At 46.3% G+C, this 17,330-nt stretch carries 18 protein-coding genes; 8 read left to right on the top strand and 10 right to left on the bottom strand.

Features of this window, described 5'->3' with window-relative positions:
• Positions 1-9: 9 nt before the first annotated feature.
• The 4 genes from ACN0IC_RS09215 to ACN0IC_RS09200 are packed head-to-tail and all read right to left on the bottom strand — an operon-like array spanning position 10 to position 3,233.
• Positions 10-1,242 (bottom strand): cytochrome P450, encoded by a 1,233-nt coding sequence (locus tag ACN0IC_RS09215; RefSeq protein WP_416878487.1) that lies wholly within the window; start codon positions 1,240-1,242, stop codon positions 10-12.
• A complete protein-coding gene (locus tag ACN0IC_RS09210) occupies positions 1,242-1,538 on the bottom strand; it encodes a putative quinol monooxygenase (RefSeq protein ID WP_416878486.1) in 297 nt (98 codons plus the stop codon). The genes ACN0IC_RS09215 and ACN0IC_RS09210 overlap by 1 nt, the downstream gene beginning before the upstream one ends.
• Positions 1,539-1,598: 60 nt before the next feature.
• Positions 1,599-2,381: a helix-turn-helix transcriptional regulator gene (locus tag ACN0IC_RS09205; RefSeq protein ID WP_416878485.1), complete on the bottom strand. Its 783-nt coding sequence runs from the start codon at positions 2,379-2,381 to the stop codon at positions 1,599-1,601.
• 39 nt (positions 2,382-2,420) lie between these two features.
• Positions 2,421-3,233, bottom strand: coding sequence for a ThuA domain-containing protein (locus tag ACN0IC_RS09200; RefSeq protein ID WP_416878484.1), 813 nt, complete (start codon positions 3,231-3,233; stop codon positions 2,421-2,423).
• A gap of 23 nt (positions 3,234-3,256) precedes the next feature.
• Here ACN0IC_RS09200 and ACN0IC_RS09195 point away from each other — a divergent pair, with 23 nt between their 5' ends.
• The 4 genes from ACN0IC_RS09195 (at position 3,257) to ACN0IC_RS09180 (ending at position 8,002) form a co-directional block, all read left to right on the top strand.
• A complete protein-coding gene (locus ACN0IC_RS09195; protein ID WP_416878483.1) occupies positions 3,257-4,033 on the top strand; it encodes an SDR family NAD(P)-dependent oxidoreductase in 777 nt (258 codons plus the stop codon).
• Positions 4,030-4,812 (top strand): SDR family NAD(P)-dependent oxidoreductase, encoded by a 783-nt coding sequence (locus tag ACN0IC_RS09190; RefSeq protein WP_416878482.1) that lies wholly within the window; start codon positions 4,030-4,032, stop codon positions 4,810-4,812. The genes ACN0IC_RS09195 and ACN0IC_RS09190 overlap by 4 nt, the downstream gene beginning before the upstream one ends.
• Positions 4,813-4,826: 14 nt before the next feature.
• Positions 4,827-5,603: an SDR family NAD(P)-dependent oxidoreductase gene (locus ACN0IC_RS09185; protein WP_416878481.1), complete on the top strand. Its 777-nt coding sequence runs from the start codon at positions 4,827-4,829 to the stop codon at positions 5,601-5,603.
• A 191-nt stretch (positions 5,604-5,794) separates the two neighbouring features.
• Complete coding sequence (locus tag ACN0IC_RS09180) at positions 5,795-8,002, top strand: TonB-dependent receptor (protein ID WP_416878480.1); 2,208 nt, start codon at positions 5,795-5,797, stop codon at positions 8,000-8,002.
• A 94-nt stretch (positions 8,003-8,096) separates the two neighbouring features.
• On the opposite strand, the gene ACN0IC_RS09175 is transcribed toward ACN0IC_RS09180, so the two are convergent.
• The 3 genes from ACN0IC_RS09175 to ACN0IC_RS09165 are packed head-to-tail and all read right to left on the bottom strand — an operon-like array spanning position 8,097 to position 11,592.
• The gene (locus tag ACN0IC_RS09175) at positions 8,097-9,257 is read right to left on the bottom strand and encodes an acyl-CoA dehydrogenase family protein (protein WP_416878479.1); all 1,161 of its coding nucleotides are present in this window, start codon (positions 9,255-9,257) and stop codon (positions 8,097-8,099) included.
• Position 9,258: 1 nt separating this feature from the next.
• Entirely contained in the window at positions 9,259-10,350 is a 1,092-nt protein-coding gene (locus tag ACN0IC_RS09170; RefSeq protein WP_416878478.1) for an acyl-CoA dehydrogenase family protein, read from the bottom strand.
• Positions 10,351-11,592 (bottom strand): acyl-CoA dehydrogenase family protein, encoded by a 1,242-nt coding sequence (locus tag ACN0IC_RS09165; protein WP_416878477.1) that lies wholly within the window; start codon positions 11,590-11,592, stop codon positions 10,351-10,353.
• A gap of 154 nt (positions 11,593-11,746) precedes the next feature.
• Between ACN0IC_RS09165 and ACN0IC_RS09160 the strand changes: the two genes are divergently transcribed.
• From ACN0IC_RS09160 to ACN0IC_RS09150, 3 genes are read left to right on the top strand one after another with little or no spacing between them, the layout of a single operon-like run.
• Complete coding sequence (locus ACN0IC_RS09160; protein ID WP_416878476.1) at positions 11,747-12,727, top strand: thiamine pyrophosphate-dependent dehydrogenase E1 component subunit alpha; 981 nt, start codon at positions 11,747-11,749, stop codon at positions 12,725-12,727.
• Entirely contained in the window at positions 12,724-13,710 is a 987-nt protein-coding gene (locus ACN0IC_RS09155; RefSeq protein WP_416878475.1) for an alpha-ketoacid dehydrogenase subunit beta, read from the top strand. The genes ACN0IC_RS09160 and ACN0IC_RS09155 overlap by 4 nt, the downstream gene beginning before the upstream one ends.
• Before the next feature lie 2 nt (positions 13,711-13,712).
• Complete coding sequence (locus tag ACN0IC_RS09150) at positions 13,713-13,955, top strand: biotin/lipoyl-containing protein (protein WP_416878474.1); 243 nt, start codon at positions 13,713-13,715, stop codon at positions 13,953-13,955.
• Between the two features lie 175 nt (positions 13,956-14,130).
• On the opposite strand, the gene ACN0IC_RS09145 is transcribed toward ACN0IC_RS09150, so the two are convergent.
• From ACN0IC_RS09145 to ACN0IC_RS09135, 3 genes are all read right to left on the bottom strand, one after another.
• Entirely contained in the window at positions 14,131-14,574 is a 444-nt protein-coding gene (locus ACN0IC_RS09145) for a hypothetical protein (RefSeq protein ID WP_416878473.1), read from the bottom strand.
• A complete protein-coding gene (locus tag ACN0IC_RS09140; protein WP_416878472.1) occupies positions 14,571-15,602 on the bottom strand; it encodes a phosphotransferase family protein in 1,032 nt (343 codons plus the stop codon). Before ACN0IC_RS09140 ends, ACN0IC_RS09145 begins: the two co-directional genes overlap by 4 nt.
• Positions 15,603-15,826: 224 nt before the next feature.
• Positions 15,827-16,828, bottom strand: coding sequence for an NADP-dependent oxidoreductase (locus ACN0IC_RS09135; RefSeq protein WP_416878471.1), 1,002 nt, complete (start codon positions 16,826-16,828; stop codon positions 15,827-15,829).
• 103 nt (positions 16,829-16,931) lie between these two features.
• Between ACN0IC_RS09135 and ACN0IC_RS09130 the strand changes: the two genes are divergently transcribed.
• Positions 16,932-17,318 carry a nuclear transport factor 2 family protein gene (locus ACN0IC_RS09130; RefSeq protein WP_416878470.1) on the top strand — a complete coding sequence of 129 codons (387 nt, stop codon included), beginning with the start codon at positions 16,932-16,934 and terminating at the stop codon, positions 17,316-17,318.
• Positions 17,319-17,330 lie beyond the last annotated feature (12 nt).

Below are 17,330 nucleotides of genomic sequence, written 5' to 3'. Positions count from 1 at the left end.
CCCTCAATCCTACTTTGTTATAATGGGAAGTGATTTTAGCCCGCGTAACATTATATTAGGCGAGTAGATCAGCTCAGATTTTGGTACAGCCAGTTTCAGAGTTTCAAAGGATTGAGATAAGTGTTCTAGAGCAACCATTATTTCCTTACGGGCCAGCATGTTGCCAAGACAGGTATGAATTCCCCGTCCGAATGCAAAATGGGATTTTGCGTTTGGCCGCTCAATATTAAATTGGTCGGGGTTTTCAAATATTTTAGGGTCGCGACTGGCGGCCGCAAATCGGAGCATGACCTTAGCGCCTGCGCGTAAATCGTGCCCATTGAACACAGTGTCTTGCTTCACAATTCGCCAAATGCCAGCCACTGGGCTCGCCAGACGCAGGATTTCTTCCGTTGCATTTTTGATTAGCTCGGGCCGCTTGCGTAGCAGCTCCCATTGATCAGGGTTTTCAATGAATAGTTTTATTCCTTCGGCCATCGCATTAGTACTGGTCTCGTTTCCTGCGACTGTGAGCTGCTGGATGACTGAGAGGATTTCTGCGTCTGACAGAGGATCTTCTCCTTCGCTTGCCGCACGCACGAGATCGCCAAGCAGGTCGTCATAAAAGCGGCTGCGACGTTCATCGATTTTCGTTTTCATCGCGTGTTGGAAGTCAATTACGATTTCGGCGCATTCAATTGAGCGTTCTTCGTCAATCATTCCGCCTAAACGATCAGTGAACGCTTCGGTCCATTTTCGGACTTTTTCCGCTTCCGACGACGAAAAGCCAAGTTGATTGGCAATCATCGTGACAGGTAAGGGGACGGCGTAATCGCGGATAAAATCCCAAACTTCGCCCAAAGAGTGTTTCTCTAGAAGATTAAGGGAGATGTCGCGGATCGCATCTTCAATCGCGTTAACCCGGGGAGCTGAAAAAGCAAGGCCAACCAGTCGGCGATAACGCGTATGACGGGGCGGATCCGACATTAAAAGAACTTGAAGTTGGGGCCATCCTTTATCAAGAATGGATTTTACCTTTGGGCTGTCGGCATGAGTTCCTGCGAGCAAGACAGATATATCGCTAGAATAGATTTCAGGCTGTCTGCAAATATTATTCACATACTCGCTGCCAGTGACTAGCCAGGTATCTATATCCGGAAGGTATAGAACCGGATCACTTGAAAGTGCTTTTTGATAGAATTCGAACGGGTCTGCCCCAAATTCGGGGGCAAAGATATTCGTTTTATTCAGGGCAGCGGACACTAAAAGTCCCGCACATAATCTCCGTCATAAATTTTGAGGGTGTGAGATTTAAGATGAGACATATATTTTTTATTAAAAGCCTGCACCCAAGGCTGTTTTAGGTGAACATTCAAAGCATTCTCATCTGACCAAATTTCAGTAACGCTGATCAACCCTGCTTTTTCATCTTGAACGGCAAGAGAATAATATTGGCACCCGTCCTCACGCACAACTTCGTCGATTAAAGATTGCACATCTTCTGCATAACTGCCCATCGCTTCTTTCGCCATGGTCATTTGGCCGATAATCATAAACATAATGGTCTCCCGATTTTTTTCAGCTTAGGGAAAAGGGAAGGGATGCTGTAAGCTAATGTATTAATTAGGTTGCTGACGAGCCGTCGATATATAGCCTAGCTGAGTTGCTTTATAGACCGCCTGACTTCTGTTTACAGCATCAAGTTTTCTTGTCGCGTTTTGAAAGTGAAAACGAACAGTCGCTCTGCTTCTATCAATAATAATGCCGATTTCATGATCGGTTTTTCCTAATGCTGCCCAGCGCAAACACTCTACTTCGCGCTTACTTAGTTTCGAGCGCAGTGGCAGGATGGGTGTTCTGTCAGATACATTGACATAGCTTCGAATGAAAGCGCGGGCATAGATTGCGAGTACGTCACCATGCTGTTCGAAGATTTCCGACAAATCATCTTTATCTTTAGAAAGCGGATTGTAGCTTACAGCACCAATTTGGCCGAAAGGCATGTGAACAGGAACAACAATAGCAGCATGCGTAAAAGCCCTATGCTCAAAGCGAGCCAAGTCCATTTCTTGCAAAAACTGGTTTGGTTGACGGGTATGTATGCCTTTGGCATTTAGCCAAAACGGCTCGCTCTCATAACGACAGGCAATTGTAATAGGTGATTTGAGAGCCATGCTCTCGGTGTTCCACCATTTATTACTGTCCTCGTTCCAGCCGAAAACAGTAGTTGCAAGCAATTCACCATCAATATCCCTTAATGTCGCATTTTTTGCAATGTTCTGGCAGGCAGCGATACGAAGGTCACAGAGTTCACTTACTAGGTCTCGGAAGTAAATAGCGGAGGATTTCAAATCCTCTCGCGAATTTACACGAATTTTCTCTAAGTTTTTCGTACTAATCATGCGGCTATCTAAGACAGCTGAAGTAAAATGGCAAGCTAATCAAAAGAGGGATTGAAGCCATTCTATCCCCCTTTCTAACAGGATTTTAAATTCAGGAATTTCCCAGCTCCCGCGGTCAAGTTCGGGCAAAAAATCTTTGTATGGTCTTAGATCAAAATGGCCCCGGCAGTGACCGAGAGTGAGGTAAAGTATGGCGCCTTTTTTGTGAGATTTTTTATAGAACACAGGGTGGCGGCCCCGAGCCTCGTCCCCTTCTGCAAATCCACGGCCCTTTATGGAGCACTCAGCTTCTAAAAAGACATCAAGCTCACCATGCAATTCCATGTGATACAATTCATCAGTAACTTCGAAATTTTCAATATCTTTCACTAATGGATGAGAAGGCTGCACATTTTCGACAGTATAAGGTTCAATAGGCGGGTGTGATAGAAACTGAGATCCCAACAAATTCATAAACACAGGGGCAACTCTTGGAGTGTGCCACAACCCGTCATCCATCATTTTCAGGATAGAGTTTGTTCCGTGCAAGCCAAGCCAGCGCCCTCCGGCCTTTAGCCAATCTTTCAATTGATTTTGGATGTCCTCCGACGGCAGGATGTCGCAAGTATATGAAATAAGGATATCTGCCCACTCCAGAGCTTGAGAGCATTCGTAATCTTCCATGACGCGGGTGACTATGCGTTTTTGAGAGCCCAGCAATTTGAGAAGTTCTACGCGTGCGTAGTCAATATCATGATATTTACCGCCAGCGATCAAGAGGCAATTAATTGGCTCAAAACTCATAAATCCACTCGGCTCAACCTTGTCTTTTGTATAGCTATACAAGTCATGGAGAGCATCTAAAACTAACATAAAAATGAGTAAGGGGAAGCTATATGCGTCTTGAAAATAAGGTGGCCTTCATAACAGGCGGAACGTCCGGCATCGGCAAAGCAACTGTATTTCGGTTGATAGATGAAGGGGCCAAAGTTGTCTTCACAGGACGAAAAGAAGAGGCTGGCAAAGCGATCTCTGAAAAATGCGGCGCAACATTCATCAAACACGAGGTTCAGGACGGCCCTGGCTATGACGTTATAGCAAAGGAAATTGAAAAGAAGTTTGGCCGATTAGATATCGCTTTTGCAAATGCGGGTACAGAAGCCGGCGATACAAATGTAGAGGATATATCTTTGGAGACCTGGAATTCTCTTATCGCTATAAATCTCACAGGGGCGATGCTTACGGCTCAAATGGCCATGCGGCTTATGCGGAAAAATCCGGGAGGTTCTTCCGGCTCAATTATTCTTAACAGCTCAATGAACGCCCATATACCGATGGGTAACTTCGTAACATATTCGACGACCAAAGGCGCGCATATTGCTCTGGCAAAATCTGTGGCGATGCATTCTGCCAATCAAAGCCTCAAGGTTCGCTGCAACGCGATACATCCCGGCGTGGTTGAGACCGAAATGATCAAAGGAGTCATCGACAGGGCCGAGGATTCAGTGGCCGCCAGAGCTCAATTTGAAGGAATGGCGCCTTTGCAAAGAATGGCATCTGTTGAAGAAATTGCAGGGTTAGTCGTTTATCTTTCAAGCGACGAAGCCTCCTTTATATCGGGAGCCTCCTATAACATTGATGGAGCGACAACCGCAGGAATGATGGGCGTATGAGACTTCAAGGCAAAACCGCCCTAATAACAGGTGGTCTCCGGGGAATTGGTCGAGCGACAGCCGATCGTTTCGCTCAAGAAGGCGCCAAGGTCTATATAACGGACATTGATACTCCTGAAGCCGCCAAAGCTCTTCTGGAGGGTCATACGCATCAATATATCCAAGCCAATGTGGCAGACGAAGCTGATTGGCAAATCGTTACGAAGGTAATCTCAGCTGCTGGTGTCTTAAACTGTTTGATAAACAACGCTGGTGTGGACTGCGTCGGCCCGGTTCAGGATACCAGTCTGGCTGATTGGCGAAGAATAATGTCCATTAATGTTGATGGGGCGTTTATGGCTGTGAAACATTGCCATGACTTGCTCTCTAAGGGAGGGAAGAAATCCAAAGTAGAGTCCTCAGTGATCAATGTTTCGTCCATTATGGGTAAAGTCGGCTATATCGACACCTCAGGATATAATACGTCCAAGGGCGCGATTAAGCTATTCACCAAAGCAACAGCAATTGAATTCGCTGCGAAGAAAACGCCTATTCGCGTGAACTCTATACACCCCGGTTTCGCTTCTACACCACTTTTGAACGCCGGTATGGAGCGGCTAGAGGAAACTGGCGCTGGGTCAAAAAATGATTTGATGAAAATGCTGGGCGACATGACTCCGATGGGCCGTGTTGCCGACCCAGTTGAAATTGCAAACGTTATTCTCTTTCTGGCATCCGATGAAAGCGCCTATATGACGGGATCCGAAGTGATGGTCGATGGTGGTTGGACCGCGCAATAAGACGAAGGCATTCCATGACAATATCACTAAATGATAAAATCACCCTTGTAACAGGTGCGGGAGGGGGCATAGGCGGAGAAATTTGCAAAGCTTTAAAGCAGGCTAATGCCACGGTTATTGCGACGGACCTTGTAAATCCCGTCGAGGCCTCTTCTGATCTGACATTAGAACATGATGTCACGTCAAAAGAAGCTTGGGCCGAAGTCGTGTCAAAAATCAAAGATCGGTATAGCCGCTTGGATGCGGTGGTCAATAATGCGGGATTTTCATTCGTCGACTCAATAGAGAATACAGACGTGGAGCGGTGGCGTTCAATCATGTCTGTAAATGTGGAATCTATTTTGCACAGTTATCATAGCTGTCTGGAGCTTCTAAAAATAGGCGGCGAAAAAAGCACGAGTGGCGCGTCCGTCGTAAATATTTCTTCTGTTGGCGGGCAACGCGGCGCCGCATTCAATGCGGCCTATTGTGCAACAAAGGCAGCGGTTTTGAATTTCTCCAAAAGCGCTGCCGTAGAATTTGGGATGTTAGGCTACAATATCCGCGTAAACAGTGTGCATCCGGGAGGAGTAGACACCCCGATGCTTCAAAGCATTATTCAGTCCTATGTCGACCTGGGCGCGGCCCCGAGCTACGATGAGGCACAGGCGGCAGTCATTTCCAACCATCCGATAGGTCGTATCGCCTCTCCGTCGGAAATGGCAGGAGGCGTCGTTTATCTGTGTTCAGACGCTGCGAGCTTTGTAACTGGATCGGAATTGGTAATTGATGGCGGGTTTACAGCGAAGTAGATTCTGTCGTGATAGCCCTTAAGAGACGAACTATCTGACCTTTCAACCATGTGACTTTTAAACCACAAATTATTCAGAAATAATTTACCTGTCCAAAAGTGCAGTTTTTTTTCATGGCGCTTTAGGACAATCCTATAATTAATTAAATCCCAGGCGAAAAGTTTAGGGAGTAGAAATTATAGGGGATAAATGTGACCGATTTTACCAAAAATCTCATTACTTCGTCAGCGATATTGCTAACTTCTTATTCGAGCTGTGTCACAATTGCGAATGCACAGGATGTTGCTGCAAACGATAAGGACGAAATTATAGTTACAGCTCGCCGCCGACAAGAATCATTGCAAGATGTACCGGTTGCCGTGACGGCGATCAATGCATCGCAAATCGAAAGTAAGGCAGCGGTAGACATTCAAGACTTGGCAGGCGCAGCACCTAATCTGCAAATTACACAGCAAAACTCGGGTGCGGCTGCGACGAATTTATCTATACGCGGATTGACTTATGCCGATGTAGAAAAGTCCCAAGAGCCAACTGTTGGAGTTGTTATTGATGGTGTTTTTATCGGCACAAGCACAGGTCAACTACTTGATTTTTTCGATATTGAACAAATAGAAGTTTTGCGAGGTCCTCAAGGTACCCTCTTCGGGCGCAATACAATTGGTGGTGTTATTAATATTAGGCGGTCTCGTCCTACAATATCTACCAGCGGGAAATATAACGTAAGCTATGGATCGTTTAATACATTGAGCTTTCGAGGGGTGCAAAACTTCGCCCTGGCTCCTGACCTGGGTGTAAAATTCTGGTACTTTCATAATGAGAGTGACGGATTTTATGATCATGCAATTTTAAATGAAAAAGTTGGTGGGAACAACAAAGAGAATTATGGTGTATCAATTTTGTATGCGCCTGAAAATGGTTTTGAGGCCTTGGTGACATTAGAGCAGCAGGAGCAGAATTTTGATGTAATCAATGGAAACATAACAAACTCAAGTGAGTTGTTTTCAGCATTCATGCCGCCAAATGAAGTTGGAAGGAATACTACAAGTGACTTATACACTGTTTTCGGGGATGTAGGTGTTTCCGAATATAAGGCTCCCTCAGTCACTGCCGAACTGGGTTTTGATATTGGGAACATTCGTGTCACATCAATTACGGCTTATAAAGAATCGGATGAATTCCAAACACAAGACTTTGATGCCTCATCTTCAGATTTATTTTTCACGCTGCGAGACCAAAAATACAATCAATTTAGTCAAGAATTTCGTATCAATGGTGAACTAAGCAGCAGTTTGGATTATGTGGCGGGGCTATATTATTTCGACTCAGAGTATACGCTTGTGCAAGATACAGAGATTTTTGGTGGGCTAGTTCCCACTGATACAGATAGCGGGACTGTGGAATCTATTGCTATTTTTGCTGATATGAATTGGTCATTAACTGAAGAAATTCGCTTGAATTTTGGTGGTCGATTCACTGAGGACAAGAAGACCTTAAGTAATGTCACGACTGGCGTTTTTTCAGGATTTGGTGAAGATAGCTTTGATAAATTTACACCGAAAATTGGAATTGACTGGCGACCAAATGATGATCTCTTAGTGTATGCAAGCTACTCACAAGGCTTTAGATCCGGCGGTTTTTCACCTCGGGCTGCTACCCAGGAATTTGCGTCAATTGCTTATGAGCCTGAGACCGTAGATTCATATGAAATTGGTGCAAAATTTTCAGCTTTGGATAATCGCTTTAAATTAAATACAGCTGCGTTCTTATCTGACTATCAAGACTTTCAACAAAATACGACCGTTCCGGGTGGGCCGACTGGTAATCAAACGATAACGTCAAATGTGGGAAATGCCGAGATTAAAGGTTTTGAGGCAGACTTCACGTTTACGGCCACAGACAAATTTACTTTTGGCGGGACATTAGGCTTACTGGATGCAGAGTTTAAATCATTTGATGTCATCCTGCCGGATGCGATGGGTGCACTCGCGCCTTTTGATTTCTCGGCGAATAATCTGATTTACTCTCCAGAGTTTTCCGGGTCATTCTATGTAGATTATGAACAACCCACGAGCTTTGGGTCAGTAAATGCAAATGCTAGTCTGCGTCATATTGGAAGCTACGACCAACAAATTTCAACGGGCCCCGTTTCTCTTGTCAACGGTGTCAACGTTGTTGATGGAAATGATCCGCGTGTTCAAAGACCAAGCGTAGATCTATTGGATGCTAGTTTAACTGCGAATTTCGAACTGGGCGGTGCTGACGCCAAATTTGGTGTTTATGGTCGAAATTTGCTTGATGAAGAAGCATCGACGGCGGCGTTTACTGTGGCTGGATTGTTCGCATTTTCATCGGCTCTCGAACCAGCCTCGTATGGTGTAACGTTTGGGGTGAAATATTAGAGTACTTTACAAGTGAAATAGACGAAAAAAGACCCGCAAGAGATGCGGGTCTTTTTTTGTACTCAAATCGAGGACGTACTTAAAAAATTACCACTTACTTAGTTTGATTATTTAAAGTTTTCTTCTTGATCTTTTTGGCCAATGACCATTTGTGGACTTCGGTAGGGCCGTCATAAATCCGAAATGCACGAATTTCCCTAAAGAAATGTTCAACCATGGAATCTTGTGTAACGCCCATGCCGCCCATAACTTGAATGCATTTATCAGCGACCCGGAAAAGAGCCTCTGAAACGGCGACTTTTGCCATGGAGCTTTCGACATTCGCGGTTTCGCCGCGATCCAAGGCATCCGCTACCCAGTCGATCATTAATTCACACTGCTGAAGATCGATCTGATTTTCGGCCAGCATAAAACCGACCCCTTCGTGATCCACAAGCAGTTTTCCAAATCCTTCTCTGGAGCAGGCATATTTAGTTGCGATTTGCTGAGCTCTGATACCCATTCCCGTCCACCGCATACAATGTGACAATCGTGCGGGCGCTAGCCTGACTTGCGCAAGGCGAAATCCATCCCCGGGATTGCCTAGCATCTGATCGGCAGATACACGAAGGTTATCAATTAAGACTTGGGAATGTCCACCGGGCATAGAACTATCGATCGTGTCGAGAACACGTTCAATTTTGATGTCAGGATGAGGGAGTTCAGTCAGGAAGAGACAGGCACCTTCTTCCGCTTTCGCCATGATGATGCCGACCTCGGCACCTTGGGCTCCCGTAATAAATGTCTTGCGGCCATTGATGATCCAATGATTTCCATCCCGAACCGCTGTTGTTTTCATCATTGACGGATCCGACCCGGCGCCGCCCTCTCGTGCCGGTTCTGTCATGAAAAAGGCCGACCGGGCATGACCACTTACCAGTCTTTCTAAATAGCGGGATTTCTGTTCCTGATTTGCAGCTTTACCCAAGAGAAACATATTTCCTTCGTCAGGAGAAGCCGTATTGCATGCCACAGACCCTAGGGTGGATAGGCCGGTTTTTTTCAAAAGTAACGCTGTCTCACGTTGGCTTACATGCTCTCCGCTTTCTAATATGTGCGGGGTCATGACGCCTGCTTCTCGAGCGAGGTCGCGGAGTTCTCTAACAAGTTCCTCTGTGGGGCCATGTTCCTGATTCCGCGGATCACTCTCATAGGGAATAATCACGTCGCGGACAAAGGTTTCAATTTTAGAGCTTAAACTATTTATATTGGTCAAATCAGTATCCTGCTAAACGAGCGGCTTTATCTGCGTGATAATTATAGTCGCCAAAGATTTGTTCTGAAACAGCGACACGCTTTAAATAAAGCCCGATGTCATATTCCTCAGTCATTCCTATGCCGCCATGCATCTGAATAGATTCATTGGCTATAGCTAGGGCGGTCTTGCCGGCTTTGGCTTTACTGAGACTCGCAAATCGTAGGAATTGCGGGTCTGACTCATCAAACATATTTGCCGTTTTCGCGACGAGTGCTTCGGCTTGAGACAGGTCTATAAATAATAAGGACATTCGATGTTGAAGAGCTTGGAAACTCCCAATCACTTGACCGAATTGTTTTCTTTCTTTCAGATAGGCCAATGTCATTTCAAAGGCGGCACGTGCCATACCTACGAGTTCAGCCGAGTAAACAAGCGAGCCAAAAGCGAAAAGACGCTGTTTTTGATTTTCTCTAAGAGGGCCCTTTCCGACAAGGTCATCAGTAGTAATCTGAACTTTGTCAAATTTCACGGTGGCGATGTCTCGACCGTCAATAGAAGTTAGGGGAGTGCGCTCGATACCATCACCAGACAATGAAAGGCGGCACAGAAACTCTTCCCCGTTTTTCAATGCGGTGGTCAAAACATACTCTGCTGAATTACCGTCAACGAGGTGTGTTGACGTTCCCGATAGACTGTATCCGCTCGATGCATCCGACAAGGTTAAGGTCGAGGTGTTGACGGAAATCGCTGTGCGTGTGTCTCCCTGTGAAAGGGGGATCAACCAAGCCGACATTTGTTTTTCGGTCGCCGTTTCCTGAATAGCCTTAGGCGCGATTACCGCTGATGAGATAAACGGAATGCTACTCAGGCTTTGGCCGACGATGTTGACAATTGTGCAAGCTGCGAGCGTGCTCATATTTGAGCCGCCAAATTTTTCCTCAATTATTATTCCGGGCCAACCCATCTCGGAAATACCTTGCCACATTTCAGCGGAGAAGGTTTCCTGGTTGTCCCTCAATTTCCTAAATGCTGGCAGGCCGTAATCTTCGGTCAAGAAACCAATCGCGGCTTCTTCCAACATCAACTCTTCTTCTGATGTAGCAAAACTCATTTAAGTCGGTAACCCTAACAGTCTTTTCGATATAATATTTAATTGAATTTCAGAGGTCCCACCCAGAATTGTATAGGCTCTTGAATAAAGCCAGTTCTGGGCTAGGGTCGTATCGTTCAGGCTTTGATTTCCGTTCTGAACGGCACCGCTCAATCCAGCGATTTCCATTCGAAGTTCATAACCTTTTTTAATTATTTGCGTTGATGAATATTTGACCAGTGAGGATTTTGCGCCAATTTCCATTCCGTCATTAATCTGTTTGTTAAGATGCTCGGCAAGGGCCGAGCAGCCCGCTTCATCAATTTGGGCACTTGCAAGTTTTTCTCTAAGAATGGGGTTGTTAATCTGGCCCTCGGTGTCCTTACCGAAAGCTTCGATTGCCATATCTATAAGGGAAAGCGGCTCATGACCTCGGCCGTCCAGTGTATATGCGCCCAGACTCCCGCGCTCATGGGAGAGCAAATACATTCCTACGCGCCATCCATTGTTTATTTCACCAACAATAGACGCATTGTTCGGTCCATAAAATTTGGGAACTTTTACATCGGTGAAGAAGGTCTCGCAAAATGGAGATTTACCGGAGATCAGGTCGATCGGGCGTACATGAATACCCGGCGTATTTATATCAACCAAGATAAATGAAATTCCTATTTGCTTTTTTGCTTGGGAATTGTCTGTCCGAACCATAGCGAATATCCAGTCGCTCTCATCCGCCGTGGACGTCCAGATCTTTTGCCCGTTCAGCAACCAATGGTCCCCTTTATCCTCACATTTCATGGAGAGAGAGGCTAAGTCAGACCCTGCATTTGGCTCAGAGTAACCTTGGCACCAGCGCACTTCACCTTTGGCAATAGCGGGCAAATGCATAGCTTTCTGAGCTGAAGTCCCATATTTTAAGAGCGTTGGACCCAACATGGTAAGGCCATAGCTATATAATGGACGTGGAATATTTAAATTGTCCATTTCGGACTTAATAATGGTGGACTGCTCTGAAGTTAGTCCGGCGCCGCCATATTCTTTTGGCCATGCGGGGGCGGTCCAACCTTTTTCGATACAGCGCTCTAACCATAATTTCTGTTCGGGAGAGTCGAAAGTCCATTGTTTACCACCCCAACAACGGGCTTCACTCCCGTTTCTTAGATCCCGCAGCTTTTGAGGGCAATTTTCGATAAGCCACACGCGAACTTCTTCACGGAAGCTATCAGTCTGCGAGGCGTCGGGCATGTCTGGAGTCGTATGCATAATCTTTCATAAGTGAAACCAGAGGGCGTAATAACTAACCTTCCTGTGAGGTAGAGAAGTAAGAGGGCTCAAGAGACAAAATTACCCCTGTCACTTAATAGGGGTGAAAAAGGCCAGATACTGAAATATGAATACGGAAAAAGTGGAACTTCATATGAAAAAGCAAAAGCTGACGAATGACGTGCTCGTCGATATCTATCGACGCACCCAAAAAATTTATCAGACCGATGTCAAATTTCGCTCTATGATTTCGTCGGGAGATCTAGCGATCGTGTATTATTCTGCCCGTGGGCAGGAAGTCGTATCTGCTGCCACGATGGCGGCATTGGAAAAAAGTGATTATCTCGTTACAATATATAGGGGAATTCACGATCAAATCGCCAAGGGCGTTCCCCTGAAGCCACTCATGGCGGAATATACCGGAAAAGTTACCGGGACCTGCCGTGGAAAGGGCGGACCCATGCATATTACGCATCCCGAAAGCGGTGTGATGGTTACGACAGGTATTGTTGGATCTGGTATTCCGATCGCAAGCGGCCTGGGTCTTGCAAGTCAACTTTCAGGAGATGGCCGGGTCACGGTGACGTGCTTTGGCGACGGCGCGACAAATATTGGCGCTTTCCATGAAGGCGTTAATATGGCGTCTCTATGGAACTTACCGGTCATTTTCTTATGTCAAAACAATCTCTACGGAGAACATACGAAATTTGAATATACGTCAAATACTGAGACAGTTGCCGAACGCGGCGCAGCATATGGTATTCGATCTGTTCGAGTGAACGGAAACGATCCTGTGGAAATGTATCAGGCAGCGAAGGAAGCGGCTGACCATGCGCGAGCCGGGAACGGCCCGACGCTTATTGAAGCCATGACCTTCAGGTTTAACGGACATGTGTTTGGGGATCCTGGCGGTTACATTCCCAAAGAGGAAATGGCCGCTGCTAAAAAGGCCGACCCTGTTCCACTTTTAAGGCAGCATCTATTGGATAGCGGTATAGAGGAGGCAATTCTGAACGAGATTGACACCGAAATTGAATCGGAGGTTGAAGAAGCCGCAAAATTTGCTCTTGAAAGCGGAGACCCGGATATGCGGGAAAATCAAATCGACGTATATGATTACGAGGTGTCGGCATGAGTGAACAATTGAATTTTGGTCAAGCCCACAACCTCGCCCTTACAGAAGCCATGGAGGCGGATGAGAAGGTTATTGTGCTAGGTGAAGATGTAGGCGATGAACAAGGCGGCGGCGTCTTTAAGACAATGTACGGATTGTCCGGAAAATTCGGAACAGATCGGGTGCGATCCACTGCAATTGCCGAGCAATCAATTATGGGGGCAGCGGTTGGCGCTGCAATTGCGGGTTACCGACCTGTTGCCGATATTATGTTCATGAACTTTCTGACTGTGGCGATGGACCAATTGGTGAATCATGCCGCTAAGCTTCGATTTATGTCAGGCGGACAAACTGGCGTGCCGCTACATGTTATGACAACAACCGGGACGGGCCGCCAATTCGGAGGCCAACACTCAGACTGGCTTGAATCCTGGTTTGCCCATGTCCCAGGCTTAACAATCGTTACAGCCTCGAACCCAGCCGATGCAAAAGGTCTTATCCTGTCTTGTATCGAAAGCGACAACCCCACCATCTTCATACAGCATCTTGCAATGATGAGAGTAAAAGGACCTATGCCTGAGCCTGGGTATCGCGTTCCGCTTGGAAAAGCGGCCGTACTTACGGAGGGGACTGACCTAACCATAGTGAGCTATGGCAGACAGGTTCTGGATTGCCTCGCGGTTGCTGAACGCCTTAAAAACGAAGTTTCTATTGAGGTTATTGACCTACGCACGATTGCACCCTTCGATAAAGAGGCAGTTTTAAATTCTGTGTCAAAAACGAAACGCGCGATTGTTATGCACGAAGCGGTAAAAGAGTATGGCGTGGGTGCGGAAATTTCTTCCGTCATTCATGAGGCTCTTTTCGCTAGCTTGAAAGCTCCAGTGGAGCGAGTCGGTTCTAAATTTTCACCTGTGCCATTTAACCCGTCTCTGGAAAAAGATTGGACTGCGGGTGAGGCCGAATTGGAAATCGCTATTCGAAATGTCATGGGTAGGAGCTAGTAATGGCAAAAGTGAAACTAAAACTCCCTAAGTTAGGGATGTCGATGGACGAAGCTACGATTGCTGAATGGCACGTGAAGACCGGAGACAAAGTGGCCGTCGGACAGGAGATTTATGCCGTTGAAACCGATAAATCCACACAAGATGTAGAGTGTCCGTTTGAGGGCACTCTCACAGTGATTGCTGAGGTAGGACAAACCTGCCAAATCGGTGAAATTGTGGCCGAGATCGAATTAAGTTCTTAATTTGAGGCTGTACACTTCCTTAAGCTGAAAGACTCTCACTAAGGTATACTAACCATTTGAGGGCTTCCCACTCTCAATTTGGCAAACTTAAACTATGATGCCGTTCGGTCATCATAGTTTTTTTGTGTTAAAAATAGGAAGGTTTAGCGCCTAAGCGCAGGAAGACTTCCGGTCGCTAACCCCGTCCTGCAGCCTCAAATCCGCCGCCGATGATTTTCAATTCGTTCTCTAATCTCTGTTCAAGTAAACCAAATAGCTTTCGGGACAAATCAGGTCCGGCTGAGTCGCCAATATCGGACATCGCTGAGAGGGTTTCACTTGCAGCTTGGTAGAGCGTATGATCATCGGACGCTTGAGATAGTTTCTCAATGGCGTCTTCTAGGTGCGGAGTCGCTTTTTCTTCGGCTTGGTATTCTTTTGCCATAGCAGAAATTGCATCTGCCTCTTCTTTGATAAAAGTGGATTGGCAATCAACTCGCACGGCGCAGCTGCCCAGCACACCAATAATCGTATCAATTTGCCCCTTTTTCACAGGGTCAGCCAGGCCTTCTTTCAAATTCGTATTCATTTCATGGATTACACCCCGAAGGACTTGAGAAATCGACGGTGAAATAATCATTTGGCATCCTCCACGACTTTAATCGCATTCATCCAGTTCATATGCTGATAGGTTGTGATGTTCATATAATATGCGGCGAGAACGGATTGCGATTGTTCCGCACTTTCCGCTAGCGCATCGGATGACTTCATCATGCCCATATGAGTTTGAATAGATGAAATGATCAAGAAGTAAGCAGTTGTTGCCGGATTGATAACTTCCCGGCTCAAACCTGTTTTTGCTCTGTATTCTTCGTAAAAGCCTTCAACATCCGCCTCTAATATATTTGGAGGGATGGCACCGCAGACCATTGTGAACCATCCGAGATCCTCTCTGGGATCACCAATATGGGAAAGCTCCCAATCGACCAGCACAGAGTCTTTACTGTTATTGGCTTGAATCATGTTGCTGACCTGAAAGTCGCCATGCACAAGGCTAAGCGGGGCTGGCGGCGGCCGGTTCTCATCAAGCCATTGCGCCATATAGCGAAGAAACGGACGGGACGTAAGAGACTCGGATTCTGTACGCCGAAAAAATTCAATTTGCTTATTGATGTATTCGTCCCAGCTTGCAGGTCTAGGAAGAGATGCGGGTAGGTCTTCTATGTCCTGAGAGTGCACTGCAGCGCCTGCTCGAGCAACGACCTTGTTGAGGTCGCTATAGTCCTTTTGCTTGGCTTGCCGGCAAACCTCGATAAATGTCTGACCTTTTTCAGCTTCAAAAATAAATGTGGCGCTATCAAAAAAGGCTTCGTTGACATCGCTTGCCAACATCCGAGGGGTGTTGATGCCTTTTTGCTGAGACAAGAATTTTAAAACATCGTTTTCTACTTTTCGGTCAACCCGGACCAGCCCGGTAGCCCCTTTAGGTAAATACTGAAGGATCAGGTCAGCTGAATTGGCGCCATGGCTGAGGTTAACCTTATAGGTCAGGCGACTATATCCGCCAGAAATCGGGGTTAAGCTACGTATTTTCGCATCGGAATATTTGGAATCATGCGCCTTCAAACATTTAAGTGTGGCCTTTTCCAGGGACTTTGAGTCCATCATGATAGTTTCCTCCCGATATATCTATTATTTTATAAGTTAAAAACTCGTCTACTTGCCCTAGCTATGTTGCCAGTGAACCAGGTGCAGCAAGACTGTCTTTTTATCTTTTAGCCATCACATCTACCGGCAGGTGGAAACAGCTATTAATTTTGATGGCTTTCCAGTCTCATCTGTGTGGGCGAGCACTTAACAGTTAGCTATTCCAGAACATCCAGCCCAGAGCGTTAGAGTTTCAAAACAACTTTACCGATATTGCCGCCGGTAAATAATTTTTTATAGGCCGTTAGCATGTTCTCTAGGCCTTGGGTCTCGTCAAACGGAATGAATACGTCCCCTGCCTCTAAGGAGGATCGAAGCTCCTTCGACAACCGAGGCCCTTGATCGATAAAGTCAGGGGAGAAAAACCCTGTAACCGTAAGACGCTTCATTAAAATCTGATCAAATTGCTGAGGGCCTTTAGGGCCATCAGCGGTATATTCTGCGATGAGTCCGCAAAGAGCGATGCGCCCATAAAGAGCCATATTCGGGAAAACGCTGTCCAATATAGGCCCACCCACATTGTCGAAGTAAACATTTATTCCACCTTCGATTTCTTGAAATGCTTCCTCGAGATTCTCTGTCTTGTAATTGAACGCTTTCACAATACCTATTTCGGTTTCCAGAAACCGGCATTTCTCGTCCTTTCCGGCAAGGCCATAAACTCGGCACCCTGCATTTCTAGCAATTTGGCACGCAAGAATTCCGGTCGATCCTGCAGCCGCTGAAATGAGAACAGCTTCTCCAGCCTTAACCTTCGCTGTTTCGTGCAGTCCCCAATAGGCAGTCCAGCCATTCATTCCCAAAACGCCGAAATGCTGTCTGATGTCGTCAATATCTGTCTCTATTTTAACAAGACCGGTCATTTCTGGCACAACGCAGGAATAGTCTGCCCACTGCCCGAAAGCTCTCACGATATCGCCGGTTTTGAAATCCGGATGTCGGGACTCTGCAACTTTGCCTATGCATAAGCCGACCATCATGGAGCCGAGCGGGAGAGGGGGTTGATAGCCGTCGGTGCGGGGCGTCATCCACATGCGGGTCCCTGCATCGAGGGAAAGATAATCATTTTTAATCAAAACCTCTCCGTCCTTGGGCTTTGGCATTTCCGACGTTTCCAAAGAAAGCGCGGACTCGAAATCATTGCCTTTGGGATGGCTATTTAATTGCCAAAATCTGTTTTCGGTCACGGTGAGGCCTTTTCATTAGAATCGAGATAGCACTAGCTTATATTAGAGGTGATAACGGGGGGAACACTCGTTAGAAACTGGTCAAAAGGATAAGGGGAACAGAATGGCAGATTTAAGCGCAATAGTTGATGAGTTATATGAAGCCTCGGCAGCGGGCGATTTCGACAAGGTGGAGGCATACCTCACCGATGACTTTCTGGTAGAAGAGGCCTCTTCCTTACCTTTCGCTGGCAAATATACTGGGAAATCAGCCCTCAGGGAGTTGTTTCCGGTGATGATGGAAACTCTTGGCGTGACTGGCCTGAACCGAGAATGTGTTATGGTTGGTGAGCGCTCAGTGTCTGCCGTTGTTACGCTCAGTGTGGGCGAAGAAGAGCCTATCGAGATGCTGGAAGTCTTCCATTTCAAAGGCGATAAAGTTTGTGAAATTCGTCCCTATTATTTTGATGTAAACAAAGTCAACGCCGCTGTGAAGGCGGCAAAGGGCTAAATCTATTTTATT

It is taken from the genome of Litorimonas sp. (assembly GCA_029936425.1).
Classification (GTDB): Bacteria; Pseudomonadota; Alphaproteobacteria; order Caulobacterales; family Maricaulaceae; genus Litorimonas.
The sequence above is the reverse complement of the archived record's forward strand: the minus strand, read 5'-3'. Positions and strand labels throughout refer to the sequence as shown.